General features: G+C 44.0%; 26 protein-coding genes and 1 tRNA gene. 18 read left to right on the top strand and 9 right to left on the bottom strand.

The features are described 5' to 3' along the window. Complete coding sequence (locus tag KOD92_RS18195; RefSeq protein ID WP_229254743.1) at nucleotides 1-786, bottom strand: hypothetical protein; 786 nt, start codon at nucleotides 784-786, stop codon at nucleotides 1-3. A gap of 148 nt (nucleotides 787-934) precedes the next feature. Between KOD92_RS18195 and ubiE the strand changes: the two genes are divergently transcribed. The 3 genes from ubiE (at nucleotide 935) to KOD92_RS18180 (ending at nucleotide 2,521) form a co-directional block, all read left to right on the top strand. Beyond that, entirely contained in the window at nucleotides 935-1,657 is a 723-nt protein-coding gene (gene ubiE, locus KOD92_RS18190; RefSeq protein WP_215235014.1) for a bifunctional demethylmenaquinone methyltransferase/2-methoxy-6-polyprenyl-1,4-benzoquinol methylase UbiE, read from the top strand. A gap of 8 nt (nucleotides 1,658-1,665) precedes the next feature. Continuing rightward, entirely contained in the window at nucleotides 1,666-2,337 is a 672-nt protein-coding gene (porT, locus tag KOD92_RS18185; RefSeq protein ID WP_229254742.1) for a type IX secretion/gliding motility protein PorT/SprT, read from the top strand. Nucleotides 2,338-2,446: 109 nt separating this feature from the next. Then, nucleotides 2,447-2,521 (top strand) — tRNA-Val (locus tag KOD92_RS18180). Between the two features lie 73 nt (nucleotides 2,522-2,594). Here the strand turns inward: KOD92_RS18180 and KOD92_RS18175 are convergent. From KOD92_RS18175 to KOD92_RS18165, 3 genes are all read right to left on the bottom strand, one after another. Continuing rightward, nucleotides 2,595-3,113 (bottom strand): hypothetical protein, encoded by a 519-nt coding sequence (locus tag KOD92_RS18175; RefSeq protein WP_215235012.1) that lies wholly within the window; start codon nucleotides 3,111-3,113, stop codon nucleotides 2,595-2,597. An 83-nt stretch (nucleotides 3,114-3,196) separates the two neighbouring features. Then, nucleotides 3,197-4,087, bottom strand: a complete 891-nt coding sequence (locus KOD92_RS18170; RefSeq protein ID WP_229254741.1) for a sugar phosphate isomerase/epimerase family protein — start codon at nucleotides 4,085-4,087, stop codon at nucleotides 3,197-3,199. Nucleotides 4,088-4,121: 34 nt separating this feature from the next. Beyond that, nucleotides 4,122-5,279, bottom strand: coding sequence for a Gfo/Idh/MocA family protein (locus KOD92_RS18165; RefSeq protein WP_215235011.1), 1,158 nt, complete (start codon nucleotides 5,277-5,279; stop codon nucleotides 4,122-4,124). A gap of 120 nt (nucleotides 5,280-5,399) precedes the next feature. Between KOD92_RS18165 and KOD92_RS18160 the strand changes: the two genes are divergently transcribed. The 7 genes from KOD92_RS18160 (at nucleotide 5,400) to KOD92_RS18130 (ending at nucleotide 13,385) form a co-directional block, all read left to right on the top strand. Continuing rightward, a complete protein-coding gene (locus KOD92_RS18160) occupies nucleotides 5,400-7,496 on the top strand; it encodes a bi-domain-containing oxidoreductase (protein ID WP_215235010.1) in 2,097 nt (698 codons plus the stop codon). A gap of 101 nt (nucleotides 7,497-7,597) precedes the next feature. Then, nucleotides 7,598-9,394 (top strand): alginate lyase family protein, encoded by a 1,797-nt coding sequence (locus tag KOD92_RS18155; RefSeq protein WP_229254740.1) that lies wholly within the window; start codon nucleotides 7,598-7,600, stop codon nucleotides 9,392-9,394. 5 nt (nucleotides 9,395-9,399) lie between these two features. Beyond that, complete coding sequence (locus KOD92_RS18150) at nucleotides 9,400-10,650, top strand: glycosyltransferase family 4 protein (protein ID WP_215235008.1); 1,251 nt, start codon at nucleotides 9,400-9,402, stop codon at nucleotides 10,648-10,650. A gap of 125 nt (nucleotides 10,651-10,775) precedes the next feature. Further along, nucleotides 10,776-12,038, top strand: a complete 1,263-nt coding sequence (locus KOD92_RS18145) for a 4Fe-4S binding protein (RefSeq protein ID WP_229254739.1) — start codon at nucleotides 10,776-10,778, stop codon at nucleotides 12,036-12,038. Between the two features lie 31 nt (nucleotides 12,039-12,069). After that, entirely contained in the window at nucleotides 12,070-12,591 is a 522-nt protein-coding gene (locus KOD92_RS18140) for an NADH-quinone oxidoreductase subunit J family protein (protein ID WP_215235007.1), read from the top strand. Beyond that, entirely contained in the window at nucleotides 12,588-12,899 is a 312-nt protein-coding gene (gene nuoK, locus KOD92_RS18135) for an NADH-quinone oxidoreductase subunit NuoK (RefSeq protein WP_215235006.1), read from the top strand. Before KOD92_RS18140 ends, nuoK begins: the two co-directional genes overlap by 4 nt. 39 nt (nucleotides 12,900-12,938) lie before the next feature. Then, nucleotides 12,939-13,385 carry a DMT family transporter gene (locus KOD92_RS18130; protein WP_215235005.1) on the top strand — a complete coding sequence of 149 codons (447 nt, stop codon included), beginning with the start codon at nucleotides 12,939-12,941 and terminating at the stop codon, nucleotides 13,383-13,385. Nucleotides 13,386-13,437: 52 nt separating this feature from the next. On the opposite strand, the gene KOD92_RS18125 is transcribed toward KOD92_RS18130, so the two are convergent. Together KOD92_RS18125 and KOD92_RS18120 are read right to left on the bottom strand one after the other, a co-directional pair. Next, a complete protein-coding gene (locus KOD92_RS18125; RefSeq protein WP_215235004.1) occupies nucleotides 13,438-13,953 on the bottom strand; it encodes a DUF6265 family protein in 516 nt (171 codons plus the stop codon). A gap of 106 nt (nucleotides 13,954-14,059) precedes the next feature. Beyond that, entirely contained in the window at nucleotides 14,060-15,952 is a 1,893-nt protein-coding gene (locus KOD92_RS18120) for an amidophosphoribosyltransferase (protein WP_215235003.1), read from the bottom strand. Nucleotides 15,953-16,249: 297 nt separating this feature from the next. On the opposite strand from KOD92_RS18120, the gene recO reads away from it, so the two are divergent. Together recO and KOD92_RS18110 are read left to right on the top strand one after the other, a co-directional pair. Then, on the top strand, nucleotides 16,250-16,945 hold the full coding sequence (gene recO / locus KOD92_RS18115) for a DNA repair protein RecO (protein ID WP_215235002.1): 696 nt from the start codon (nucleotides 16,250-16,252) through the stop codon (nucleotides 16,943-16,945). 69 nt (nucleotides 16,946-17,014) lie between these two features. Next, entirely contained in the window at nucleotides 17,015-17,719 is a 705-nt protein-coding gene (locus KOD92_RS18110) for a hypothetical protein (RefSeq protein ID WP_215235001.1), read from the top strand. A 346-nt stretch (nucleotides 17,720-18,065) separates the two neighbouring features. Here the strand turns inward: KOD92_RS18110 and lptB are convergent, their stop codons facing one another. Further along, a complete protein-coding gene (gene lptB / locus KOD92_RS18105; protein ID WP_215235000.1) occupies nucleotides 18,066-18,797 on the bottom strand; it encodes an LPS export ABC transporter ATP-binding protein in 732 nt (243 codons plus the stop codon). Nucleotides 18,798-18,827: 30 nt separating this feature from the next. Further along, nucleotides 18,828-20,540 carry a single-stranded-DNA-specific exonuclease RecJ gene (gene recJ / locus KOD92_RS18100; RefSeq protein ID WP_215234999.1) on the bottom strand — a complete coding sequence of 571 codons (1,713 nt, stop codon included), beginning with the start codon at nucleotides 20,538-20,540 and terminating at the stop codon, nucleotides 18,828-18,830. 115 nt (nucleotides 20,541-20,655) lie between these two features. Between recJ and ruvX the strand changes: the two genes are divergently transcribed. The 3 genes from ruvX to KOD92_RS18085 are packed head-to-tail and all read left to right on the top strand — an operon-like array spanning nucleotide 20,656 to nucleotide 22,521. Further along, nucleotides 20,656-21,087, top strand: a complete 432-nt coding sequence (gene ruvX / locus KOD92_RS18095) for a Holliday junction resolvase RuvX (RefSeq protein ID WP_215234998.1) — start codon at nucleotides 20,656-20,658, stop codon at nucleotides 21,085-21,087. 21 nt (nucleotides 21,088-21,108) lie between these two features. After that, the gene (def, locus tag KOD92_RS18090) at nucleotides 21,109-21,693 is read left to right on the top strand and encodes a peptide deformylase (protein ID WP_215234997.1); all 585 of its coding nucleotides are present in this window, start codon (nucleotides 21,109-21,111) and stop codon (nucleotides 21,691-21,693) included. 36 nt (nucleotides 21,694-21,729) lie between these two features. After that, a complete protein-coding gene (locus KOD92_RS18085; protein WP_215234996.1) occupies nucleotides 21,730-22,521 on the top strand; it encodes an amidohydrolase in 792 nt (263 codons plus the stop codon). 12 nt (nucleotides 22,522-22,533) lie between these two features. Here KOD92_RS18085 and gatC read toward each other — a convergent pair whose 3' ends face one another. Beyond that, the gene (gene gatC / locus KOD92_RS18080; RefSeq protein WP_215234995.1) at nucleotides 22,534-22,821 is read right to left on the bottom strand and encodes an Asp-tRNA(Asn)/Glu-tRNA(Gln) amidotransferase subunit GatC; all 288 of its coding nucleotides are present in this window, start codon (nucleotides 22,819-22,821) and stop codon (nucleotides 22,534-22,536) included. Nucleotides 22,822-23,445: 624 nt separating this feature from the next. Here gatC and KOD92_RS18075 point away from each other — a divergent pair. The 3 genes from KOD92_RS18075 (at nucleotide 23,446) to KOD92_RS18065 (ending at nucleotide 25,584) form a co-directional block, all read left to right on the top strand. Continuing rightward, nucleotides 23,446-24,285 carry a MotA/TolQ/ExbB proton channel family protein gene (locus tag KOD92_RS18075; RefSeq protein ID WP_215234994.1) on the top strand — a complete coding sequence of 280 codons (840 nt, stop codon included), beginning with the start codon at nucleotides 23,446-23,448 and terminating at the stop codon, nucleotides 24,283-24,285. A gap of 64 nt (nucleotides 24,286-24,349) precedes the next feature. Next, nucleotides 24,350-24,964 (top strand): ExbD/TolR family protein, encoded by a 615-nt coding sequence (locus KOD92_RS18070; RefSeq protein WP_215234993.1) that lies wholly within the window; start codon nucleotides 24,350-24,352, stop codon nucleotides 24,962-24,964. 38 nt (nucleotides 24,965-25,002) lie between these two features. Then, on the top strand, nucleotides 25,003-25,584 hold the full coding sequence (locus KOD92_RS18065) for an ExbD/TolR family protein (RefSeq protein WP_215234992.1): 582 nt from the start codon (nucleotides 25,003-25,005) through the stop codon (nucleotides 25,582-25,584). The last annotated feature ends 13 nt before the right edge of the window (nucleotides 25,585-25,597 follow it).

Below are 25,597 nucleotides of genomic sequence, written 5' to 3'. Positions count from 1 at the left end.
CTATTTTGGCTTCCCAAATTTACAATTCAAAGTAAATGAAAGAAAGCTGAACTTGTCGTTGGGCGTGTTACTATAAGATTCGGCTTCTTCCGGGTTGAGCAGCCTCTGGCCCGAAGTGGCGTCCATTTTATCAGTCCGCACAAAATAGAACCGGTAATCGATGCTCAATTTCATAGCAGGCAACAAGGAAAATTCCAAAGTAGTGCCGACCGGCAATATACCTTCCCGCGTTTTCTTAATTCCCCGAGGGCCACTTGCAGGTCCCCAGCGCAGAAAAAGCGGATTTCGTGCGCTTAACTTACTATTCGTGAACCGCACAATTTCATTATTGTCCAGATCGAATGCATTTGCAGAAAAATAGATTTGCCCAAACCCTCCATAAACTGTCAAATGCAGCGGACCGGGTTCCAGCCTGTTAAATTGTTCCGTCAAATCCCACTTTGCCAGCAGTTCAATTGTATTAAACTCATTGATAAAATAGGAGTTGAAAAATCGCGATTTCTGGCCTCCGACTTTACCTGCATTGTAATCTATTTGAATAGCAAACTCTTTTTTCAAACATTTCCCCAAACTCACCCCGACCACCGTTTGCATATCCTGTTCATTCAATTCACCAAAAAACTGCGTCATACCGCCGCGCAGGTTCACAAATACAGGATGCTTTGCTTTTCGATCGTAACTCTTTTTGCCACTAATACCGTTCGTTGAATACTGGTTAGAAGCCGGTTGTCCGTAGAGTGTGACCGTTAAAAAAATTGCCAGGAAAGTGGAATATAATTGTCGCATAGGTATTGGTTTTAGCATTGACCATCTACCTATTTAGACGCCGGTTTACGCTTTTCGTCAACCAGTTACCGTAATATAGCTCGGCCCGTAAACGCGGAACCGCAATTATCTGTTAGATTTGTTCATAGTTGTATTTACCGAAAACGAAATGAGTGTAGTACCATATAAAGACAAAGAAGGCAGCAAACGTGAGCAGGTGGCAGAAATGTTTGACAATATTTCTCCCAAATACGACCTGCTGAACCACGTCCTCAGCGCGGGTGTGGATATCTATTGGAGAAAAAGAGCGATCAAATTGCTGAGGAAACAGCAGCCAAAGATTATTCTGGATATTGCCACTGGTACAGGCGATTTCGCGATCGAGGCACTGGCATTGAATCCTGACAAAATTATTGGAGTCGATATCTCGGAGGGAATGCTTGCAGTTGGTCGGGAAAAGATCGCTAAAATTGGTAAACAGGACATTATATCCCTTCAAACGGGCGATTCGGAAAGTTTGACTTTTGCAGACAATTATTTTGACGCCATAATCGTTTCGTTTGGAGTACGCAATTTTCAGAATTTGCTGGCAGGGTTGACAGAAATGAACCGCGTGATGAAGCCAGGAGGAAATTGTGTGGTCGTGGAATTTTCCAAGCCGCGCAGCTTCCCGTTCAAGCAGTTCTATAATTTTTATTTCAAATACATATTACCAATCATAGGAAAGACCGTCTCAAAGGACAGCGCAGCGTATACTTATCTGCCGGAGTCGGTCCAGGCGTTTCCGGATGGAGAAGCCTTCCTTGAAATTTATAAGAAAGCAGGTTTTATTAATACCAAATGCATATCACTCACCTTCGGGATCTGCTCCATTTACATCGGGCAAAAATAGTTTTCGGAATGCTGCTGCTATTGGTCGCGGCGCAGGATATTAAGGCGCAGGGTGTTGGTTACAGAAGGAAACACCTGGAATACTACGACGACAAGCCAATCCATTACGGGATTTTGTTTGCGGTGCCTTTTACCAGATTTAATATCAAGCATAATAGTGATTTCCTGGCAAAGGATTCGGCGTTTGTGATCCAGTCGCCTACCCAGGCTTCGTTCCGCATGGGCTTTACCGTTAATGCATTCCTAACCGAACATTTTGACCTGCGCACTACTCCATCGGTCTCTTTGTATGAGCGACAGGTTAAGTTCAGTTATCCAAATGGTACGGACAAAGTCGAAAAACGGGAGTCTACCTGGATCGAAGTGCCTTTGCTGCTTAAATATAAATCGCTCCGCCGCGTCAATTCCAGAATGTATATGGTCGCCGGGGTAACGCTCGGAATTGAGACGAATGTGAAAAGAAGTAGGGGTAACTCTTCGCGCCTGGACACGAAATCGACCGATTTTTCAATAGATTATGGTGTAGGTTATGAGCAGTTTTTCGAGTTCTTCAAGTTTGCGCCGGAGCTTCGTTTTTCTCATGGATTAACGAATATGTTTCAGCCTTCTAAAAATTCTATCGGTTCCGGCATTAATAAACTGTCCACACATACCGTGACACTGTATTTAAACTTCGAATGATTGGTATTTGATTCTCAGTTATTTGCAAGTTTTTTTAATTTTTTTGTCTAAAATATTTGCAGAGGAAGAATTAGTCGCACATATTTGCACTCCCAAACGACGGGGAAAAGGGAGTTTAGCTCAGTTGGTTCAGAGCATCTGCCTTACAAGCAGAGGGTCGGGGGTTCGAATCCCTCAACTCCCACGATTACAAAAGGCGCTAGTTTTAGCGCCTTTTTTCGTTTCTGATACAATGTCAGAGCATCTGCCTTAAAAGCTCAATCAAACTCATACTTCATCTCCAACTTCACATCATTCTGAATTTTTGGCACCAGCGAGGCAAAGCCGAACCATTCGCCGCCTCCCGCTGATCCTCCTTGGCGGCCGGTTACGGTAACTTGTAATAAGTAATCCCCATTCGCTTCCTGAGTAAGATTCTGCTCCATTTTACGAATGTTGACCGGCGAATTAACCGGTTTTCCCAGATCAGCTTTCATCCCTACCAACAGAGAATTTTTAGAAAAATCTATGGTTCTGACTATGGAACCAGGTTTGCAGCTGAAAAATGCATTGTAAGCCGCAACATCATTAATTACCCGGAACACGATCGGCTGCTCTTCTTTGTAAGTTTCCGCATACCAATGATCCAGCAGGCATTGAATTTGAGTTTCCCTAAAAATAATATTGACCTGATTAAAATAAGGCATTTCAAATGACTCGGGGTCGGCGGGCCCAGATCGTTTACAGCCGCTTGTTACCACAAAGCCAAGACAGAGCAAAAGAATAATGTTTTTCATGAGGCCAAGGATTTGATTAAGAGGAATATAAACAGTCAACGATAACTGACTATATTCATTATATCATATTAAATCTTTTTATTTCAATAGCTTTTCAATCCTTCCTCATCTCCCAGCTCCTTCAATATCTCTTTCAAACCCGCCATATTAATCTTCAATCCATCTTCTGCATCCGGCGCAAATTCCTCATTGATAATACCTATCGGACCACGATAGCTGCTTTTATGAATGATCCGCATCATTTCCAGCTCCGAGTCGCCCTGACCAACCGGTACCACTTTAACCGGATTACCTTTTATTAAGCCAGCCAGGTTAATTGCCAGCAAATGCGGCAGGATTTTGGGATAAAATTTGGGGAAAGTTTCGAGGTCAGCTTCGGCGTGATGCAGGTTATATACGATGCCAATATTCGGTCTGTTCACATATTTGATCAATTCCAACTGATTTACAGGATCTCCATACCAGCCTCCATGATTGTAAACGCCCACTTTACAACCAATCTCAGCCGCCCTGTCTGCTATATACGTCAGTGGTTTTGCATGCGCTTCGACCTTTTCCTGTTGCGTCATTTTATCGAGATCCTTAATCCCGGCGATCATGCACCAGATCTCTGTTTTGATATTGTGCCTTTTCAAAACGTCCAGTATGATAGGCAGCGTTTTGTCATTCTCCGGATTTGATCCCGAATGCAGCCAGAATGCCTGCAATTTGATATTGTGCTTTTTAAGCGCTTCCATTTCAGCATCAAACTCTGCAATATGCTTTTCACGCCAGTCATAAGCCAGCATTTTAATCCCCAGCTTATTAAGCATTTCCGACCTCTCCACCGGCCCCCGGTTCTTGCTATCGTAAGGGACAATACACCAGGCGATCAGATTATCCTTCCGAAAAACGCTTTTTTGAGCCTGGGATGAACCTGGCATCAACATTAATATAAGAATGCATTGTATCAAAAATGCTGCTGTTTTTCTCATGAGTTTGCGCCTGTTCATCCCGGTTTTGTTTTTGTTATAAAAGAATTTGCCGACCTGATTCAGCAGATTGTAGTCCGGCTTCCAATACCTGCATGATTTTCAAACCGTCAGAAAAGTCCGGGCTGATAGGCGTTTTTTCTTCCACCGCTTTTACAAAATCCACAACTGCGTGCACAAATGCATGTTCGTAGCCAATAATATGCCCGGCCGGCCACCAGTTACCTACATAAGGATGCGCCGATTCGGTTACCAATATGGTCCTGAATCCCTGGTCGCCTTCCGGATCTGCAAGTGAGAAGTATTGTAGCTCATTCATTTTTTCCATATCGAAAACCAGACTGCCCTTACTTCCATAAATCTCAAAGGAAAGTCGGTTTTTTCTGCCCGTAGCAAACCTCGTTGCCTCAAAAGAGCCGACAGCGCCGTTTTTGAAACGTACCATCATTAGAGCCGCATCTTCCACAGTCACTTCGCCTTTTTCACTTCCCAATGCTTCCGCGGACAAATTTCCCGACGAATTTTCATTAGCAATCGGACGTTCAGTGATGAAATTGGAGGTTAAACAGGAAACAGTCGAAATATCGCCCACCAGAAAATGCGCGAGGTCGACGGCGTGTGAATTCAAATCCCATTGCGGCCCGGCCTGAGCCACTTCCTTTTTCAATTGCCAGGTAAGCGGAAATTCCGGGTCCACGATCCAGTCTTGCTGGTAACAGCAACGCCAATGAAAAATGCGGCCGATTTTACCGTCTTCGAGCATCTTTTTTGCGTGTGCAACAGCGGGTACTCTCCGGTAATTATGGTTGAGATAATGGACAACTTTATTGTCTTCGCACACTTTCAGCATTTCCTCAGCTTGCCGGCTGCTCATTGATAGCGGCTTTTCGCAAAATATATGCTTCCCCGCTTTGGCCGCTGCGAGTGCAATTTCATAGTGTAGATTTTGGGGTAATGCGATGTCGATCACATCAATATCGGGGCGTTCAATAAGTCGCCTCCAATCCGTCTCAGTTTCCTCCCAGCCCCATTTTTGAGCAAAATCTGATACCGATTCCTGCTGCCTTCCGCAGGCAACTTTGAGTACCGGATGAGCGGGAATATCAAAAAATAATGGCGCTTTCAGCCACGCATTGCTGTGTGCACGGCCCATGAATTTGTAACCTATAATACCGATATTGAGCTGTTTATTCATTATTAAAATGTCAGTTGTACTGGAAAATGGAAAGGGGAATTTAGGAAAATTATAAAGCAGAGTTCATTGTATTGGCAGACAAATTAGTCGCCTCCTGCAAACAAATCACACACAAACACTATGAAACAGCTCGCGCTAAACCTTCGCACGGGAAAAGTTACCCTTCGGGAAGTCCCGGTGCCCACCATCAGGAAAGGTTACATCCTGATCAAAACCCGAAAAAGCCTGATCTCCGCCGGGACAGAGCGGACGCTGGTCAACTTCGGCAAATCTTCACTACTCTCCAAAATCCGCCAGCAGCCTGAGAAACTGGACGATGCATTTGCCAAAATCCGGTCGCACGGGTTCATCAATACCGTGAATATGCTTTCAAGCAGATTGGATCAATTGATGCCGCTCGGTTATTGTCAGGTTGGCGAGGTAATAGCGATTGGAGAGGGCGTGGAAGGTTTTCGGGTCGGCGATCGCGTTGTCAATAATGGTTGCCACGCAGAAGCAGTGTGCATTCCGACCAATCTGGTAGCGAAAGTGCCAGAAAATGTCAGCGACGAAGATGCCGTTTTTACGGTAATGGCTGCGGTGGGAATGCAGGGGATAAGGCTGCTGAAACCGGCACTGGGCGAAACGGTAGCGGTTATTGGACTTGGTTTAATAGGTCTGTTGACGGCCGGGCTGCTTCGGATCAACGGCTGTCGGGTAATTTGCTTGGAGACTGATGAAAAAAGAATACAGCTGGGGCGAGACAGGGGATTGCAGGTTATCAATCCGGCAAAGAATCCACTTCAAAACGAAATTTTAGGTTTGAACGGAGGAAACGGTGTTGATGGTGTGTTGATAACTGCTACCTCTACTTCCGATTCGATCTTGCGACAAGCCGCGCTGATTTCAAGAAAACGCGGAAAAATCGTTGTTGTTGGTTCGGTTGGTATGAATATACGTCGGGCTGATTTTTATGAGAAAGAGCTGACTGTTCAGGTTTCCTGTTCGTACGGCCCGGGGCGCTACGACCGGCAATATGAAGAGCAGGGCGTTGATTATCCCTATTCGTACGTGCGTTGGACCGAGAACCGGAATTTTCAGTCGGTACTGCATTTGTTTGAGTCTGGCGCCCTCCATGTAAAAGGAATGATTTCGGAAACAATCACTCTTGAAAATGCGCCTTTGATTTATGGAAATGATTTCCAATCCAATCTGGCCACTGTAATTGATTATCCTGCTTCGATAAAAGAGCGTGTTATGCCGCCGAAACAGTTGTTTTTCAAACCTACGGAAGCGGTTATTGGCATTATAGGCGCCGGGAATTTTACCCGGCTAACCATGCTGCCGCTGCTCAAAGGGGCTGCCATCAAGTACATATCCAGTGCAAATGGGCTGACTGCTTCTGAACTTGCCCAAAAGTACAGGATACCGTTTGCGACGACTGGCAGTCGGGATATTCTGGAAGACAATGAGGTCGACCTGGTGATGATTGCAACCAGGCACAATGAGCATGCGCGGCAAGTAATAGAGGCTCTGAACGCTGGTAAGCACGTTTTTGTAGAAAAGCCACTGGCAATCTTTCCAAGCGAACTGGATGAAGTGATAGCAACCTGGCATGCTTCTCAAAAAATGGTTTTTGTGGGCTTTAATCGCCGATTCTCTCCCTATGTTGTAAAAATGAGGGAGTTGTTGGGAAATAATTTAATGCATGTGACGATTTCCGTTAATGCAGGACATTTACCGGAAAACGCCTGGTTGAAAGACCGGCAGGTTGGGGGCGGACGCATGCTGGGTGAATGCTGCCATTTCATTGATCTGATCGCATTCCTAACCCAATCGCCTGTTGCGGCCGTGTGCAGCAATGCATTTCCGCTATCGCCCGGGCAGGATCACGAGAATGTAAGCATTTTGCTGCGGCAGGAAAACGGATCCACGGGAGTTGTGAATTACTTCTCAAACGGTCATCACCATTATCAAAAGGAACGGATTGAAGTCAGCTCGATGGGTCGCACATTGATTTTAGATGATTTCAAATGCCTTACAGGTTATGGATTCAAATCATTTGGTAAAATAAAATCGGCACAGGACAAGGGACACAAGAATCAGTTTGCACAGCTTTTAAGTTGTGTTAAAAACGGTGAAAACCCACCTGTATCAAGCCAGGATATCATTAATCCTACCCGGGCAACATTTGCCGCGGTTGAAAGTTTGTCAACATCCGGCTGGATCTACCTTTGAATTACCCTTTCCTCATTCGCGCTGCATTTCAAATGATTAGGTTAATGGGAATTAGCTACGTAATCTTTCGTATATGCTACGAAATTCAACGTAGGACAGGCTTGTTAGCACTACGATTTCCGAAAAGCTATCGAGAAGTTCATGCTATTGATCTTTCCAAGTGGCGCGATCAGAAGGTTAAGTGTTTTATCAATCCAAGAAACGAGAATATTACAAAAAAGCAGAACCTGCGGAATTTGAAGGAGAGCGTTGGAAGAATCAGAAACAATCAATACCTGTTTTTTTCTCACGAATGGTTACAAATGCCGGACTGGCATACTAATCCAAAATCCGGCTTTTCATATAAACCAAGGATACACTGGACCAGAATTCCTGATTTCCGGGAGCAGGCGGGAGATATCAAATACGTTTGGGAAAAGTCACGATTTTGCTTTTTATACGACCTGATCCGCTACGATTATCACTTTGCCGATGATCAGGCAGAGCTCGTATTGAGCAGAATCGAAGATTGGATTGATAGTAATCCCGTAAATCTGGGACCAAATTGGAAGTGCAGTCAGGAAATTTCTTTGAGGGTACTCAATTGGATTTTTGCGCTTCACTATTATCAATTTTCAACCATTCTAGATCAGCGGATCTTTAATAAAATTACTTACAGCATCTATTGTCAAATGCGTCATGTGTATTCAAATATGCGCTTTTCACTGACTGCATTACACAATAATCACACACTCACCGAGGCACTTGGGCTGTATACAACTGGCCTATTATTTCCTTTTTTTCAAGAAAGCTATGTTTGGAAAAAGAATGGAAAACAATGGTTTGAATCAGAGATTTGCTCTCAAATTTTTGAAGATGGGACTTACATTCAATTTTCGATGAACTATCACCGGGTCGCAGTACAGTTGCTTTCGTGGGCACTGAGGCTGAGTGAAATCAATGGTGACCAGTTCGATCAAAAAGTTTACGAAAAGGCCCGAAAATCGCTGGCTTTTCTATCATCTTGTCAGGACAAAACGAGCGGCTGGCTTCCCAATTCAGGTAACAATGACGGCGCATTGTTCTTCCCGCTCACCACATCTCATTTCCGCGATTTCCGACCGCAACTTAATGCGCTGGCTGCTATTCTGAATTTAGATCTGGGTTATTCACAAGGAGATTGGGAAGAGGAATGTGAATGGTTTGGCATACAGCAGACAGCCCTGCCGAAAGTGCATACTGGTTCAACTGAGGCAGTTTTCAGCTATCCCGACGGCGGCTATTATATTGCCGGCGATACACACTGTACTACCTTTTTACGTTGCGCAAAGTATTCAAGTCGCCCGTTTCAGGCGGATAATCTGCACCTGGATATTTGGGTAAATGGCGAAAATATCCTGCTCGATGCGGGCACTTATCTATATAACACCACTCCTGAACTGACGCACTATTTCGCCGGAACTGCCTCTCATAATACGATCCAGCTAGGCGACAATAATCAAATGAAAAAAGGACCCAGATTCACCTGGACGCACTGGATCAGAAAAGCAAAAGGATCGATCAGCGAAGAGAATGGACTTGTGATTATTGACGGCGAATTTGAGGGATATTCTTTTTTAAAAAAGGGTATTGTGCACAAAAGAAAAGTCTCAAAGCGACATAATGAATTGTCCTGGCTGGTAGAGGACTGGCTTGAAAACGCCCCTGAGAACATTCCGATGCGACAGATCTGGCACCCCGCAGAGTGTTTTTTTGAACAGTACACGATTTATGCTCAGGATGCTGCGGGAAATAAGGTCATTCCAGAAACGGTGTGTGGTTGGTATTCAGAGACTTACGGAAAAAAAGTGGAAACTCCGAGGGTGACATTTTTACTACGCGGCACTTATATCCGCACGATAATCAGAAAGCTAGATTAGACGCAATGCATATACTTCTGATACACCAGTTTTTTCTCAAAGACCACGAAGGTGGCGGCGCTCGGTGGAACGAGATGACAAGAATTTGGATCGAAAGCGGGCATAATGTAACTGTTGTGGCTGGAAATGTACATTATATGTCGGGGCCGGGTAACGAAAGGCAGCCGGCGTTTTCGGAATATATCAGTGCCGGTGGCGCGCGCGTAATCAGTTGCTACGTTGCGCCCGGGTATCATTCCGGCTTTGTGGGCCGGATTTGGAGTTACTTATCTTTCGTATTGAGCGCATTGTTCGCCGGTTTATTTTTAGTAAAAATCAAATGCGATGCTGTAATCGTGACTTCTCCACCTCTGTTTGTTGGTGTGGCAGGCTGGTGGATTGCTATTGCGAAACGCATTCCCTTTGTTTTTGAAGTCAGGGACTTGTGGCCGGAATCTGCGATAGAAACGGGGGTATTGAAAAATCGCCTTTTGATCCGGTTATCATTTTGGCTGGAAGCGATTTTATACAGAAAATCAAGCCTGATTAATGTAGTAACACCAGCTTTCAGGGATTTTTTAATCAATACAAAAAGAGTTAGCACTGAGAAGATTATCCTGATCCCAAATGCAGCGGATTTTGTTCTGGCAGATAAAATTCATGTAGGGCAAGACAGAAATGCATTTAGAAATAACCTGGGTTGGGAAAATCGTTTTGTGCTGATTTATGCGGGTGCACACGGTGTCGCATATAGCCTGACACAAATTCTCCGAGCCGCAGCTTTGCTTTCTGATACCAATGCACACTTCGTATTGATTGGAGACGGGCCGGAAAAACGCAGTTTGATCGCAGAAGCTCACGCAAAAGGATTGAACAATATTACATTTATAGATCCGCTTCCAAAGCCTGAAGTGTTGAAATATATATGTGCAGCGGATGCCGGAATGTCGGTTTTGAAGCAGGCGGAGATTTTCAAAACGATTTACAGCAACAAAACTTTCGATTATTTCTCCTGTCAAAAACCAGTTTTACTGGCGATCGACGGCGCTTCCCGTGAACTGGTTGAATCGGCCAATGCGGGAATTTTCGTTGAGCCCGAAAATCCGCAGGACCTTGCTGGAAAAATAAGATATTATATGGATGACCCGAGCGTGGCGGCAAGCCACGGAATGAATGGATATTTATTTGCAAAAAAGCATTTTGACAGGGAAGTTATTGCAAAGCAGTATTTGACGCATATTATTCAAATGATCGAAGGTGAGTTTCTCAGCCTTTGATTTCACCTAAATCAGGCAATATTATTGAACCGAAAAGCGGATCAGTAAGTTTTTAAATAAACAGTATTAAACCAGTTACTCTATCTTTGCCACAGGGCATAGATAGTGTGTTAATATAGATTGATTTGTCAACCTACTTTAAAAATATATCAGAAGGGATCTCGACCACGGTCACGGGGATGCGCCTCACACTCCGGCATTTTTGGAATGCCCGGAAGCGACGCAGCCTTGTAGACATTCGATCAGGCGATTTTTACGATCAGCAGGATGGAATGGTCACGATCCAATACCCGCAGGAAAGTATTCCTATTCCTGACAACGGGCGTTACCGATTGCATAATGAGATGGACGATTGCATTGTTTGCGATAAATGTGTGAAAGTTTGTCCGGTCGATTGCATTGAAATCGAGCCTATCCGCGCCATTGAAGAAGTTGGCCGCGCGTCTGACGGTTCCCCGATCCGGCTTTACGCAGCTAAATTCGACATTGATATGGCAAAGTGCTGCTACTGTGGCCTTTGTACAACAGTTTGTCCGACGGAATGTCTGACAATGACCAAGACTTTTGATTACAGTGAGTTCGATGTAAGGGATATGGTTTACAACTATTCCAACCTGACTGCCGAACAAGCCGATGAAAAGCGCCAGTTGCTTGATCAGTTCCAAAAGGAAAAAGAAGCACTGAAAGCTGCTGCAAAACCTGCTGCCAAGCCTGAACCGGCTGAAACGTCGGCCGCAGCAGCTCCTGCTACTCGCCCGGTATTTAAACCAAAGCCCAAACCAGTAGTAAGTGATGAAAATCCTGCGCCTGCGATTGAAGAAGCTAAGGAAGTAAAATCAGCTGCGCGACCCATTTTTAAACCGAAAAATCCCGCGGCTCCTGTAGCAGATAGTGAACCGAAGATAGAGGCTGAAAAGTCGGAAGAAGCGCCTGTCGCGAAGCCTGCATTTCGTCCCACTTTGAAGCCTAAGGTTGTTTCTGAGCAAAAGGAGGAAGAAAAGCCAGTTGCCGAGACGCCAGCGGAAATACCTGTTGCTGCCAAACCTGCATTCAAACCATCGATGAAGCCGAGGGTAGTTCCGACAGAAAAGCCGGAAGAAAAAGCAGAGGAAAAGCCCGTCACTGAAACTCGGGCGGAAGCACCTGCTACTCCAAAACCTGCATTCAAACCATCGATGAAGCCGAGGGTAGTGCCGACAGAAAAACCGGAAGAAAAAGCAGAGGAAAAGCCCGTGGCTGAGACTCCGGCGGAAGTACCTGTTGCAGCCAAGCCTGCATTCAAACCATCGATGAAACCGAAGGTAGTTGCCGCAGGGAAGGATGAGGAAAAGCCGGCACCTGCGAAGCCGGCTTTTAAGCCAACAATGAAGCCGAAAGCGAAGGAATAAGTAGTTTTAAGAGATTAATATATTGGAAACAATGGAGGTAGCCGCGTTTTATGGATTTTCAGCACTTGCGATTCTGGCCGCGCTTTTCATTCTGTTTTCCAAAAATCTGATATATGGTGCATTTGCATTGCTACTTGCTTTTCTGGGCATTGCCGCATTGTTTGTACTCGCGGGCGCTGATTTTCTGGGAGTTGCCCAGATCATGATTTACGTAGGCGGTATTCTTGTATTGCTGATGTTTGGAATCATGTTAACCCAACGCGCCATTCAGCAGGAAGGACCTTCCCGGCACAATAGGGTAGAGGTACCGATCACTCGGAAAGTGTGGGGTTTTGTGATTGGAATCGGAATTGTGGGTGTGCTTGCAAAAATCATTTTCTCCGCCAATTTCCGAATGTCAGGTGACGCAGTGAGTCGGAAATCGACGATCAAAACAATCGGCGTGGAATTAATGACGTCACATTTGTTACCTTTTGAGATCGCCGCTATTTTACTTCTTGTAGCATTGATTGGTGCTGCTTATCTTGCCCTAAACCGTAATCCGGCACAATGAGCGCTATTTCCATATATCATTACTTAATTGTCGCTGCGATACTGTTTTCGACAGGATTGGCTGTGGCGATCACAAAACGGCACTTTGTCGGAATTTTATTGGGTATTGAATTAATGCTGAATGCAGTCAATCTGAATCTGGTTGCTTTTAGCAGATATGATTCTGATCGGCTGAGCGGACAACTTTTCGCTTTGTTTGTGATGGTGGTTGCCGCCGCAGAAGTTACGGTTGCGCTTGCGATTGTATTGCGGGTATATGGTCATTTCAAGACTGTCGACCCGGACAAACTGGACGAATTGAAAAGATAGGCAATGCATTTGTTGCGAAGCTGTATAAATCCTTTATAAATGAATTGGCTTTTCCTGTTTCTGGCTTTTCTGATCGGAATTTCTAATGCCGTGCAGTCGGGGGTCAATGTGCAGCTCCGCGAATCGATTAACAATCCTATCCTCGCTGCGATCAGCTCTTTCTTTGTTGGATTAGTGATACTGCTAATCGCGTTTGCCTGTTTTAACCAAAATCCAGTACCTTCTCTCAGCGATTTAAAGCAAATTTCGTGGACCAGATTTATGGGCGGCGCGCTCGGTGCTTTTTACGTTCTGACCGTAATTATGATCGTGAGGCACATTGGTTCGGCGAATATGATCTGCCTGGTAGTGGCCGGACAAATGGTCGCGGTGATGACGATCGACCATTTTGGTTTGCAGGGTTTTGTAGTTCATCAGATTTCTTTCCCGAGAATTATGGGTGCGATATTACTGGTTGCAGGAGTTTACCTGATCATAAAAAATTAAAGGCGGCAGCTGAATATACAACTTGCCGCCTCTTTTTATTTTCGGGCAAACATTAAGGGATTCTGTTAAAAACGAAAAGATCTACAAATACCCATTTGTTGTTCTCCATCTTTCCTCTCTGGATAACCAGTTGATTCTGAGAACGTCTCTCATAGATAATTCTCACAGAGATATCATCTTTTTCAAATAATGCCTGGTTCTTTTTTGCTTCAATAAAATTGTAGGTATCTGAAACGTCTTTTTCTTCCAAGGCGATAAGCCCGGGTTTGAAATGTTTAACTCTCGCAACCGGTCCTTTTTCTGTCTGTTCAAATGCGAAAACCTCGTAAAGTGCAGGCTTATCGTCCTTAATCATTCGAATATATCCCATAATGTTGCCACCTGCCGGCGCAGTCCAGGAAGCTTCGATCGGGCCGCCGTTGTATGTTCCGAGCCAGTGACCTTCCAGGAAATTGAGATCATTGAGGGTTCCTGTGGCGGTTTGCGCATTCGAAACACCGCCCAGAAGCAGGAATGTAAAAAGTAATGAAAAGATCTTAACGGATCGGATTTTGTTAAAATGTAGCATTGGTTACAGGATAGTTTTAAGCCGGCAAGTTAGCCGAATCAGGTCTTTAAAAAAATAGCCGCCCTGTTTCCAGGTCGGCTGATTTTCTAATTTTTATTCTCAAATATCAATAGGCACGTTCCAATTTTCCTTCGTACGAGTTGGAGAATGCTTTGTTAACAACTTTATTTCCACCTTGGGTAGGATAATTTCCAGTGAAATACCAGTCACCCAAATGCTCAGGGCAAGCTTTATGCAGGTTTTCCACAGTCTGGAATACAACTGAAATTTCTGCATTCAAATCCTTTGGACGGATAATTTCAGCTATTTTCTGTGAAATTTCTTCGTCTGTAAACGGTTCGTAAAGTGCTTTTACGAAGTTTGTATGATAAGGATTTTTGGTAGCAATTGAAGTTACACTTTTTGTGTAAACATCTTCCAGCAGATAATCCAGATCGCGTTCTTCCAGAAGCTTCAATACGGCCCTGAATGCTACAAAATCCTTCATTTTTGACATATCAATACCGTAGCAGTCGGGGAAACGGATTTGCGGAGCCGACGAAGCGACAACGATTTTCTTCGGTTTTAACCTGTCAAGCATAGTTAATATGCTCTTTTCCAGTGTAGTACCACGCACGATCGAGTCGTCGATAATCACGACGGTATCTACATTCTTACGCACCACTTCAAAAGTAGTATCGTAAACACTCGATACCATATCGTCACGCAGAGCATCGGCTGTAATGAATGTCCGGGATTTTACATCTTTGGTAACCAGCTTTTCAATTCTTGGCCGGAAAGATAATACCTTTTCCAGATCCTCCTCGAACAAGATACCTTCCATAATTGCCTGTTTGCGCTTCTTCGCAAGGTATTCTTCCAAACCTTCGATCATTCCAAGGAATGCGGTTTCAGCAGTGTTTGGAATATAAGAGAAAATGGTGTTTTCGAGATCGTAATCGATTTCCTTTAAGATCTGAGGAATCAATAATTTCCCGAGCTGCTTTCTTTCGTAATATATATTCGGGTCAGTTCCTCTTGAGAAATAGATCCTTTCGAAGCTGCACGAGCGTTTTTCGAGTTTCGGCAGAATTGGGAATTCATTGTACTCTCCGTTTTTATCGACGATCAACGCAGATCCTGGCGTAATTTCAAGAATTTGATCATAATCCACATTGAATGCAGCTTTGATCGCTTGTTTCTCGGATGCAACTACAACAACCTCGTCATCAGCGTAATAATATGCCGGACGAATACCTGCCGGGTCACGGATTACAAACGAGGCGCCATATCCCGTCAATCCGCACATGGCATAGCCGCCATCAAAATCACGGCATGAACGGTACAATACACGTTGGAGGTCAATATTATCTTCAATAACGTCCGAAAGTGTCGGATTTTCGTAAACTCCTTTGAAGCGTTCGAATACGCGCTGATTTTCTTCATCCAGAAAATGTCCTATTTTCTCCATGACCGTCACAGTATCAACTTTCTCTTTTGGATGTTGACCTAATGACACCAGTTTTCCGAAAAGTTCGTCAACATTGGTCATATTAAAGTTACCCGCCATCACCAGGTTACGGCTCCTCCAGTTGCTCTGCCGAAGCATTGGGTGGCAGTTCTCCACTTCGTTGGTCCCGTGGGTTCCATAGCGAAGGTGGCCGAGCCAGACTTCTCCGGTGAACGCAAGATTTTCCTGCAACCATTTAGCGTCCATAGCCCGGTCGCGGTGGTTCTTCAAACCTTTGCGAAACTTCTTATGTATTTTAGAGAAAATATCCGTAAGTGGCTGTGGCTCAACGGACCTGTAACGGCTGATGTATCTTTTGCCGGGAGGAACTTCAATTTTAATATTGGCTACACCGGCTCCATCTTGCCCCCGGTTTACCTGTTTTTCCATCATCACCGAAAGCTTGTGTACGGCGTACATGGGCGTTTCGTACTTGTCGATGTAGTATTGATAAGGCTTTCTAAGACGGATAAGTGCTATGCCGCACTCATGCTTAATGGCGTCGCTCATAGGAAGAGAAATGCGTTACAAATATGAATGTTTGCAGCTATGCAAAGCGTATTACCTCAATGTTAACACAACGAATCTGAACTGCTGTTTAGTTCGTTATTTCTTACAAAGGTACAAATCCTTTAGCTCAAAAAACTTCAAAATCAGTTGGATTTTTACTCCCGTCACTGATCACTTCGAAACGCCGATAAATTTTTCGGGACAGCCGCAGGATAAATTGAGTTTCAATCGCATTGAGGCCGCCGGAGAATCTATCTAACAGAAAGATAAGTATTTTTGATTAAAAAGTGATTCAATATGCTTCATAAAACCCGTGGGATTGCACTGAGCTACATTCGTTATCGGGAATCGTCTATCATCGCGAAAATATATACGGAGTCTTTCGGGATCCAGACTTATATTGTTAATGGGGTTAGGAGCGCAAAGTCAAAAACGAACAGAATCGCTTTCTTTCAGCCACTTACGCTGCTGGATATGGTCGTTTACCACAAAAGCAAAGAGGACACCATTCACCGGTTATCGGAAATAAAATGTTACGCGCCATTCGCATCGATCCCATTTGACGTGGTCAAGTCTAGTCTTGCGTTATTTGTGACTGAAATTTTGGGTAAAACACTCCGGGAAGAAGAAAGCAACGAACCCTTATTTCATTTTATACAGGAATCAGTACTCTTTTTGGATCAAGCAGAGGCCAATTTTGAGAACTTTCACATCCAATTTCTTTTCCAATTGTCGTCTTACCTGGGCTTTGGTACCGAAACCGGGGAGGATCTGGAAAATGAATTGAATGAAAATAATTATCCCCGAACAATGGATCTTATTGAACTGGAAGCAGCCAGGCAGCTTTTGGTTTCCCAATTTGGTACTATTGTTCCACTCGACAGAACCCGCAGGACGAGGATTTTAGAGAAGCTTATTTTCTTTTATAAAATCCACATGGACGGTCTGGGGGAAATCAAATCGCTGGAAGTGTTAAGGGAAATTATGCGGTAGCTGCCGCGGGCGCAACCAGACTTGGCATAATTTTGATAACGTATATACCAACATTTAAATGCTGCAAAAATGAAATACATACTGACAACCACCCTGCTATTCATTTCATTAATTACGTTTGGACAGGTTCCCAAAGGTGCCTGGAAATCGCAGGAGCCCACTGGTAGCGCTTCCACACTGATCGTGGCTGACAATTATCTGGTTATTGCATCCTATAGTGTAGGTAACAAATACTTCGAGCGCACGGAAGGTGGCCCTTTTACCATGAGCGGCGATCAAATGACTTATACGCCGGAATTCAATTCTGCTGACACAGCCAAAATTGGTATTCCTATTGTATTTACTGTTACTGTAAAAGATAAGATATTAACTCTGAGGTACGAAGAAGCGATGGTTTGGATGCAGGTCGATGATGCGGCGAGTACACCGATGGCGGGTGCGTGGCACATTACCGAACGCGCAGAGCCGGGAGGGGGTGAACTGGTTAAGATTCACCTGGAAGGAACAAGGAAAACGCTGAAATTATTATCAGCAACCCGTTTTCAATGGTTTGCAATAGACCCGGCGGTGAAAGGATTTTATGCAACCGGCGGCGGGACTTATACGGTGAAGAATGGAAAGTATACTGAGAATATTCAGTTTTTCTCGAAAGATAACAACAGGGTAGGAACCTCTCTTACATTTAATCACAAGCTCGAAAACGGCCGGTGGGATCACAGCGGGAAGAGCAGTGATGGGAAAGCGATCCATGAGATTTGGGAGAAAATCAAATAAAAGTTCATGGTTATTTAGATTTGTTCAAAACAAATATCTCCAAACATTTGAATCATTCTAAATAGGTATTACATTTGCTCAGGTTTAACTGTCGACGGAATGAGTGTTTTTGGAATTAGCGAATGCAATACGGTTTCTGATCAAGCGAGTCTCTGGATGAAATCATTTCCTGATAATTCGGAATGTATATTCAAAAAGTGCTGCGAGAAGTACAAAAAGAAGGGAAAGCATTGTAAAAAATGCCCGAAGAAATAAGACAGTTGGGCCGTATTAAATTGTAATACAGTTCATGGTGAATAATTATAAGAGAGGGAATGCCTTGTAGCGTTCCCTTTTCTATTTTGGGCTAAACCTTCCTTTTTAATTCAAAATTCTGGCCCAGATATACACGGCGCACTACTTCATCTTCTGCCAGCTCCTCCGCAGATCCCTGTTTCAAGATTTTTCCTTCAAACAAGAGATAGGCACGATCGGTAATGGAAAGTGTTTCATTTACATTGTGATCGGTGATCAGGATTCCGATATTCTTGTGTTTCAGCTTGGCCACAATACTCTGAATATCCTCGACCGCGATCGGGTCAACGCCGGCAAAAGGTTCGTCTAGTAGAATGAACTTGGGATCGACGGCCAGGGCACGGGCAATTTCAGTTCTTCGTCGCTCGCCTCCGGACAGTACCATACCCTTACTTTTCCGAACATGGGCGAGGTGAAATTCTTCGATCAGCTCCTCTACTTTATTTTTTTGTTCGCTTCTGGAAAGATCTGTCATTTCCAGAACCGCCTTGATATTTTCCTCCACAGTTAGCGACCGGAACACAGATGCTTCCTGCGCGAGGTAACCTAATCCCAATCTCGCCCGTTTATACATCGGCAGATTGGTGATATCTTTATCATCCAGAAAAACTTTCCCGCTATTCGGCTTCACCAGTCCCACAGCCATATAAAAGGAAGTGGTTTTACCTGCTCCGTTTGGCCCAAGTAATCCCACAATCTCGCCTTGTTCAACCTGGTAGCTTACATTATTATTAACCAACCTTACCCCGTATTTCTTGACAAGGTTTTCTGTTCTGAGTATCATGAGCGGTTTTTCAAATAGCTGACCTGCATTTCAGTGCAGCTTAATGTCTTTCAAAGAGAGTTGTAACGTTTTTTTGTCGCGAAAGTTATTTTCTTCCAGGCAATAGCAGATTGAAAACGGCCTGCCCATACTGATATCCGGATAAAAATGTGCCATACCAAATCCTACGGCGGTATAAACCTGCGAGCTACCCTGTTTCACATCGAATTTGATATGCTTTTCCTTCATTAGAGAAGGCTTGCCTGCCAGTGTAACGTAGGTGGACTCAAACATCGGCGTCATGTTCCCCGGGCCAAACGGTCCCATTTGTCTGAGGATATTGTAAAATTTCGGTGAGATCTCTTCCAGATGCAGCAGCATATCGATATTGATCATCGGCACTAGCTGATCGGGTAGAATGCGACTGCTCACGATTTCATTGAAACGCGACTTAAATGCTTCCAGATTTTGCAGCGGCATTGTGAGGCCGGCCGCGAAGGTGTGACCACCATATTGTTCCAGCAAATCTGCACATTCCTCTATTGCTTCATACACATCAAATCCCGGAACTGACCTGGCCGAACCTGCTGCTTTTCCGTGAGATTGCGTGAGGATAATGGTTGGTCTGTGGTATTTTTCAATGCACCGGCTTGCTACAATTCCGATCACGCCTTTGTGCCAGTCTTCTTTGAACAAAACGGTACTCTTCGCGGTGGCCGACCAGGAATCGCTTTCTATCATGAAAAGCGCCTGTTCGGTGATACTTGTGTCGAAATTGCGCCGCTCGCTGTTGTGTTTGTTAATTTCCATCGCAAACTCCTGCGCCTCTTCATCAATTTCAGAAAGCAGCAATGCAACAGCTTCTTTGGCGTGCTTGATCCTGCCTGCCGCATTAATCCGCGGGCCCAGTCCGAAAACCACATTCGTAATATCCAGCGTTCCGGTTATGCCCGCAACCTGGATCAAAGCTTTTATACCGGTTCGCGGAGAATCATTGAGCCTTTTCAGACCATAATAAGCGAGTATCCTGTTTTCACCGGTAATAGGAACAATATCCGAAGCAATGCTCACAACAAGCAGATCGAGGTATTGATAGAGCGATTCAAGATCAATATCATGCTGAATGCAAAATGCCTGTAACAGTTTGAAACCAACGCCGCAGCCGGTCAGCTCTTTATAAGGATAAGGGCAATCTTCTCTTTTTGGATCCAGCACAGCCGCTGCCGCAGGCAATATATTTCCTGGCCTGTGGTGGTCACAAATGATAAAGTCAATGCCTTTTGTCGCCGCCAGCTCTACTTTATCCAAAGACTTTATACCACAATCCAGGGTTACTATCAGAGAAAAGCCATTTTGCTCCGCCCAATCAATACTTTGCCAGGAAACTCCGTAACCTTCTTCATAGCGGTCTGGAATATAGTAGTCGAGATTAGCATATATTTTTTTCAAAAACCCATAAAAAAGGGCGACTGACGTAGTCCCGTCTACATCGTAATCTCCGTAAATCAGTATTTTCTCACCATTTGAGATCGCCTTGGTCAGCCTCTCAACCGCCAGATCCATGTCTTTCATCAGGAATGGATCGTGTATCTGACTCAGGTCCGGACGGAAGAAATTCCGGGATTGTTCGAAATTCAGAATGCCGCGGCGGACAAGCAGCGAAGCCAAAGCGGGAGTTACTTTTAAAGACTCTGCGAGTTCTTCGACTATCCGTTGCTCGTCGGGCGTAAATTCAGGATGGTGTATCCAGCGCTTATCAATCATAAGACAAATATAGTTGGATTATATCACGCCTGTTCAATTCCGATTATCCGTTAGATCAACAGGAAAAGCTAGTTGAAAGGTCTTATCTTTGCAACCTGTTAACATTCTTTAAGATATGGGGCGACTACTTGCAATCGATTTTGGATCTAAACGCAGCGGCATTGCTGTTACTGACCCTTTACAGATCATTGCAACAGCGCTGGATACCGTTGCCACCCACGAGCTCAGGAATTTTTTAAAGAAATACACTGAAAAAGAGCAGCTGGAAGCGTTCATTATAGGTATGCCAAAAAAGCTGGACAATACAGCGAGTGAGAATGCCGCCCGTGTTACCGCTTTCATCAAATTGCTCCAAAAAGATTTTCCTGAAATACCTGTGCACGCGCACGACGAAAGGTTTACCTCTTCAATGGCGCTGCAATCGATGATTTCGGGAGGTTCGAAGAAAAGTGACAGGAGAGAAAAAGGTAATATAGACAAGATCAGTGCGACTATTATCCTGCAATCTTTTATGGAAAGCAGAGCTAATAGCAAGAGGTTTTTATAATGTCAATTCAAGTTTAATAAGATGATTTACCCAATTGTAGCCTACGGAGATCCGATTTTAAGAAAAGCAACCCGTTTTATAGAACAAAACGAGGTTGATCTGAAAAAACTCTCGGAGGATATGTTCGCGACCATGCATTCGGCCAATGGTGTCGGACTGGCGGCTCCGCAGATCGGTTTGAATATCAGGGTTTTTGTTGTTGATGCAACCCCGTTCAGCGAGAAGGACGACGACGAAGACGATGAGCCGGATCTGACACTTGTCGACTTTAAGAAGACTTTTATAAATCCCGAGATTCTGGAAGAAAGTGGTGCCGAGTGGCCATTTGAAGAAGGCTGCCTGAGCATTCCGGGTATTCGCGGCGATGTGTACAGACCGTCGAACCTGCGGATCAGGTACCGGGATGTGGAATGGAACGAGCACGAAGAAGAATATTCAGGAATGGCTGCCAGGATCATTCAGCACGAATATGATCATTTACTCGGGAAGCTTTTCGTTGATTACCTGCCAGTCCTGAAAAAGCAATTTATCAAAAAGAAATTGACGGATATTTCGAAAGGTAACGTGGACGCAGATTACAGAATGCGTTTTCCAAATCGCAAATAGTACATATATATATAGTACATCTTTCAGCTTTGACAAATGTCTGAAGACAGCACAGAAATTCTGAGAATTGCATTGGTCCAGTCGGATCTGTATTGGGAAGATGTGACAGCGAATCTATCTTCCCTGGAAGAAAAGATTGCGGGCATTGGTGAGGCTGTTGATGTGATCGTGCTGCCAGAGATGTTTAATACCGGCTTCACGATGAATAGTGCGCTGGCCGAACCGATGAACCTGACTACTACAAAGTGGATGAAACAGATCGCGGCGCAAACGCAGGCACTGGTTGTAGGAAGTTTTGCAGTTAGTGAAGCGGGACACTTTTATAACCGGATTCTGTGTGTGAGACCCGATTCGACCCTCTTTTACAGTGACAAAAGGCACTTATTTACATTAGGAAAAGAGCATCTGGCATTTCAGCCGGGAATGAAAAGGCTCACGGTCGATTGGAAGGGTTGGAAAATCACGCCACTGATCTGCTACGATCTCAGATTTCCTGTGTGGAGCAGAAACTCAGCTTCGGATCCTTATGACCTGTTAATATATGTAGCCAACTGGCCTTCAAAACGTGCCCACGCGTGGAATACTTTACTTAAAGCCCGCGCCATTGAAAATCAATGTTATGTGGCGGGAGTTAACCGAATAGGAGAAGATGGAAACGGTTTGAAATATCAGGGGGATTCTGCCGCGCTTGATTATCTTGGAGAGCCAGCCTGTATGCTGGGCGATAGCGATGTAATCAAGATCGCCCGTTTCTCAAAAACAGATTTGAAGGAATACCGTACTTCCTTTCCCGTGCTCGCTGACTCAGATCAGTTTACAATAGGTTAGCACACAATCAATTTATTCAATCACTTTCGGTACCATAATGTACCGCTCGTTTTTCAAAGGAGCATTAGCCAGCGCCTCGGTTCTCGAAAGGGTATTGGAAGCATTATCACTGCGCCAGGAGTTCACTTCGTCCGATATGTGTGTGAGCGGTTCAACACCCTCCGTATCGATTTCATTCAGCTGATCCATCCAGTTCAGTACGGAGTCCATACTTTTCAATATTGCATCCTCCTCTTCCGGCCGGATGTCCAAACGCGCAAGGTGGGCAACTTTATAAAGCGCTTCCCGGTCAATTTTCATTGTATTAAGGTTTTGTTAAGATAAGATCTTCGGCATAGCTGAAACCCAAATTTACCTCATTTTTGTCAAACGACTCTTGTTATAGGGCGTGCTTTCAAATTTTTGAAGACGATTGTTGAGGAAGTCAAAGCGGTACCCAATGTTGTTTTCTGTCAAAATCCTCGGAAAGAAGGGGACTTGCAGGCTTCCATATTTTAAATTGTTGCTAAGACACTTAGTAGGAGGAAAATATTATTTGCTTTTCTGAGTTAATCTTGAAATATTTTGAAACGCTATTTGTCACTTTGAAAAACATGTCGGCTGACTTTCGCTTAAAGAGTACAATTTTGTAACTGTTTGATACTGCGGTATATTTTGGCTCAAATGGGTATTAAACTTAGAATTTTTACTAAAATTGCTTGCGGCCAAATCTTCAAAATATACAATTTAGAATATCTCAGTTCGAAAAAGGAAGAAAAAATCTGACGAAATGCTTGCTTTTTTTTAAAAGGAAAACTCATACTTTTGTAGATGTCGATAACTGAAAATGGCAATCGAAATTTTATTTTACCAAATCCAGTTTTTACCAATAATTTTATTTAATTCACAACCAAAATCTCAATTTAACCTTTAAAAGTAAGTCTGATGGAAAAGAAAGCTACAAGTCCGGCACCTGCTCCAAAGCCTGCTGCGGCGGCAACAAAAGGCAAAGGCGGTTTAAACCCGGCATTGGTAATCCCTCTACTATTTGCGATTGCATTATGCGTTTACATTTTCGTTTTAGGAGCTCCCGAGCACTTTAAAGATGGCGATCACGCAAAAGGCCCAATAGATGGTGATTACTATGGAATCGTTTACAAAGGAGGTCCTATCGTACCAATTTTGATGACCTGTTTCCTAATCGTATTAACTTTTACAATCGAGCGTTTGATCACATTGAACAAAGCGAGTGGCTCAGGAAGCATCGATGCATTTGTTCGTAAAGTGAGAACTCTGCTTGACAAAAACCAAATCGAAGAAGCAATCAAAGAATGCGATAGACAAAAAGGTTCTGTTGGTAACGTAGTTAAAGCTGGTCTTTTGAAATACAGACAACTAACTACTGAAACTGCACTTGACAAAGAACAAAAGCTCGCTGCTCTTCAGAAAGAGATCGAAGAGGCAACTACGCTTGAACTTCCAATGCTTCAGAAAAACCTGACGATTATCGCAACGCTTGCTGGTGCATCTACACTTCTTGCACTTCTTGGAACGGTAATCGGTATGATCAAAGCTTTCGCGGCTCTTGGTACTTCTGGTTCTCCTGACTCTGCTGCACTTGCAACTGGTATCTCTGAGGCCCTTATTAACACGGCACTTGGAATTGGTACTTCTGCAATCGCAACAATCTCATACGCTTATTTGAACAGCCGTGTTGACGATCTTACTTACAGCATTGACGAAATTGGCATGAGCCTTCAGTCAAACTTTGCTGCACATTATTGATAGTTCCTTGAACTATTTAATAGTGAAGTTTCGTTAATATAAAAAAAACTTATATATTTGATATATGGCAAAGGTAAGACCTAAGAAGCACGCCCCGCATACGGATATGACGGCGATGACTGACGTGGCGTTCTTACTATTGACCTTCTTCATTATGACCGCGACTTTTAAGTCGAATGATGCTGAGATTACTACTCCATCTTCGATTTCGCAAATCAAGGTTCCAGATGATGATATCATGGTCATTAGTATCGACAAAGCGGGCAAAGTGTTCTTCGGAGTGGATGCGAAACCTGTTCGTGCGGCAATGCTTGAAAATATTGGTCAATCCAAAGGCATTACATTCACTGAAACAGAGAAAGCTAAGTTTGCATTACAGAGCAGCTTTGGATTTCCTTTGAATCAGTTGAAGCCTTGGCTGAACATGTCAAAAGAGCAAATGCCTAATGTGAAACAACCGGGTATTCCGGTGGACTCGACTGGTGCCAGCGAACTTGCTGACTGGGTTTATGCAGCTCGTAAAGCTAACAGCCAGCTTCGTATTGCTCTGAAAGGAGATAATTTGTCAAAATTCCCTGTTTTCAAGGATGTATTGTCAAATTTGCAATCTCAGAACATTAACAAGTTTAACCTGATCACAGGTAGTGAGCAGGCGCCTGCCGGCTACACCAACGATTAAGGGTTGTTATTAGTAATCATTTTTAATTAAAGCAAGAAATGGCAGCAATTGAAGAATCGGGTGGTGGTGGCAAAGGCGACGGTAAGGTTCGGGGTAAAAAGATGTCCACCCGTGTGGATATGACACCAATGGTAGATTTGGGATTTTTGCTAATTACATTCTTTATGCTAGCAACGACCATGTCGAAACCTACTTCCATGTCGCTGGCTGTGCCGGATAAGACTGATAAGGAAGATCAGGAAAAAACCGAACCTTTAAAAGCATCAAAAGTATTGACCCTGTTTATGGGTAGTAATGATGATGTTTACTATCTCGACGGAGTAGCAGCTGATGATGATAAAGCAGAAGCATCTTTGAAAACTGTCCGTTACGGATTTGATTTGAGAAGCGTGATTTTTGCCTCACAGAAACGCATCAATGCAGCGAATCCAAAAGATGAAAAAGGGAACGATCCATTTGTGGTCGTGATCAAGCCGACTCCGGTTTCAACTTACAAGAACATGGTTGATGTATTGGACGAAATGGCGATTACGAAATCAAAAAGGTATGCGTTAGTAGAGTCTTTGACGGATTCGGAAAAGAAGCTATTGGGCGACAAGATTGTTCCAGCAGATCAATAATTATTTAACTAAC

Origin of the sequence: Dyadobacter linearis, assembly GCF_907165045.1 — a bacterium.
GTDB classification, from domain to species: domain Bacteria; phylum Bacteroidota; class Bacteroidia; order Cytophagales; family Spirosomataceae; genus Dyadobacter; species Dyadobacter linearis.
This window is presented reverse-complemented; position numbering and strand designations above follow the sequence as displayed.

Bases quoted from the DNA above. Each gene is read 5' to 3' on its own strand.
- KOD92_RS18160 (WP_215235010.1), top strand. From the start codon at position 5,400: ATGAAACAGCTCGCGCTAAACCTTCGCACGGGAAAAGTTACCCTTCGG.
- nuoK (WP_215235006.1), top strand. From the start codon at position 12,588: ATGAGCGCTATTTCCATATATCATTACTTAATTGTCGCTGCGATACTG.
- lptB (WP_215235000.1), bottom strand. From the start codon at position 18,797: ATGATACTCAGAACAGAAAACCTTGTCAAGAAATACGGGGTAAGGTTG.
- KOD92_RS18150 (WP_215235008.1), top strand. From the start codon at position 9,400: ATGCATATACTTCTGATACACCAGTTTTTTCTCAAAGACCACGAAGGT.
- KOD92_RS18195 (WP_229254743.1), bottom strand. From the start codon at position 786: ATGCGACAATTATATTCCACTTTCCTGGCAATTTTTTTAACGGTCACA.
- KOD92_RS18070 (WP_215234993.1), top strand. From the start codon at position 24,350: ATGGCAAAGGTAAGACCTAAGAAGCACGCCCCGCATACGGATATGACG.
- KOD92_RS18120 (WP_215235003.1), bottom strand. From the start codon at position 15,952: ATGAGCGACGCCATTAAGCATGAGTGCGGCATAGCACTTATCCGTCTT.
- porT (WP_229254742.1), top strand. From the start codon at position 1,666: ATGCTGCTGCTATTGGTCGCGGCGCAGGATATTAAGGCGCAGGGTGTT.
- KOD92_RS18165 (WP_215235011.1), bottom strand. From the start codon at position 5,279: ATGAATAAACAGCTCAATATCGGTATTATAGGTTACAAATTCATGGGC.
- ubiE (WP_215235014.1), top strand. From the start codon at position 935: ATGAGTGTAGTACCATATAAAGACAAAGAAGGCAGCAAACGTGAGCAG.
- def (WP_215234997.1), top strand. From the start codon at position 21,109: ATGATTTACCCAATTGTAGCCTACGGAGATCCGATTTTAAGAAAAGCA.
- KOD92_RS18110 (WP_215235001.1), top strand. From the start codon at position 17,015: ATGAAATACATACTGACAACCACCCTGCTATTCATTTCATTAATTACG.
- KOD92_RS18170 (WP_229254741.1), bottom strand. From the start codon at position 4,087: ATGAGAAAAACAGCAGCATTTTTGATACAATGCATTCTTATATTAATG.
- KOD92_RS18140 (WP_215235007.1), top strand. From the start codon at position 12,070: ATGGAGGTAGCCGCGTTTTATGGATTTTCAGCACTTGCGATTCTGGCC.
- KOD92_RS18125 (WP_215235004.1), bottom strand. From the start codon at position 13,953: ATGCTACATTTTAACAAAATCCGATCCGTTAAGATCTTTTCATTACTT.
- KOD92_RS18075 (WP_215234994.1), top strand. From the start codon at position 23,446: ATGGAAAAGAAAGCTACAAGTCCGGCACCTGCTCCAAAGCCTGCTGCG.
- KOD92_RS18130 (WP_215235005.1), top strand. From the start codon at position 12,939: ATGAATTGGCTTTTCCTGTTTCTGGCTTTTCTGATCGGAATTTCTAAT.
- ruvX (WP_215234998.1), top strand. From the start codon at position 20,656: ATGGGGCGACTACTTGCAATCGATTTTGGATCTAAACGCAGCGGCATT.
- KOD92_RS18085 (WP_215234996.1), top strand. From the start codon at position 21,730: ATGTCTGAAGACAGCACAGAAATTCTGAGAATTGCATTGGTCCAGTCG.
- KOD92_RS18065 (WP_215234992.1), top strand. From the start codon at position 25,003: ATGGCAGCAATTGAAGAATCGGGTGGTGGTGGCAAAGGCGACGGTAAG.
- recO (WP_215235002.1), top strand. From the start codon at position 16,250: ATGCTTCATAAAACCCGTGGGATTGCACTGAGCTACATTCGTTATCGG.
- recJ (WP_215234999.1), bottom strand. From the start codon at position 20,540: ATGATTGATAAGCGCTGGATACACCATCCTGAATTTACGCCCGACGAG.
- gatC (WP_215234995.1), bottom strand. From the start codon at position 22,821: ATGAAAATTGACCGGGAAGCGCTTTATAAAGTTGCCCACCTTGCGCGT.
- KOD92_RS18175 (WP_215235012.1), bottom strand. From the start codon at position 3,113: ATGAAAAACATTATTCTTTTGCTCTGTCTTGGCTTTGTGGTAACAAGC.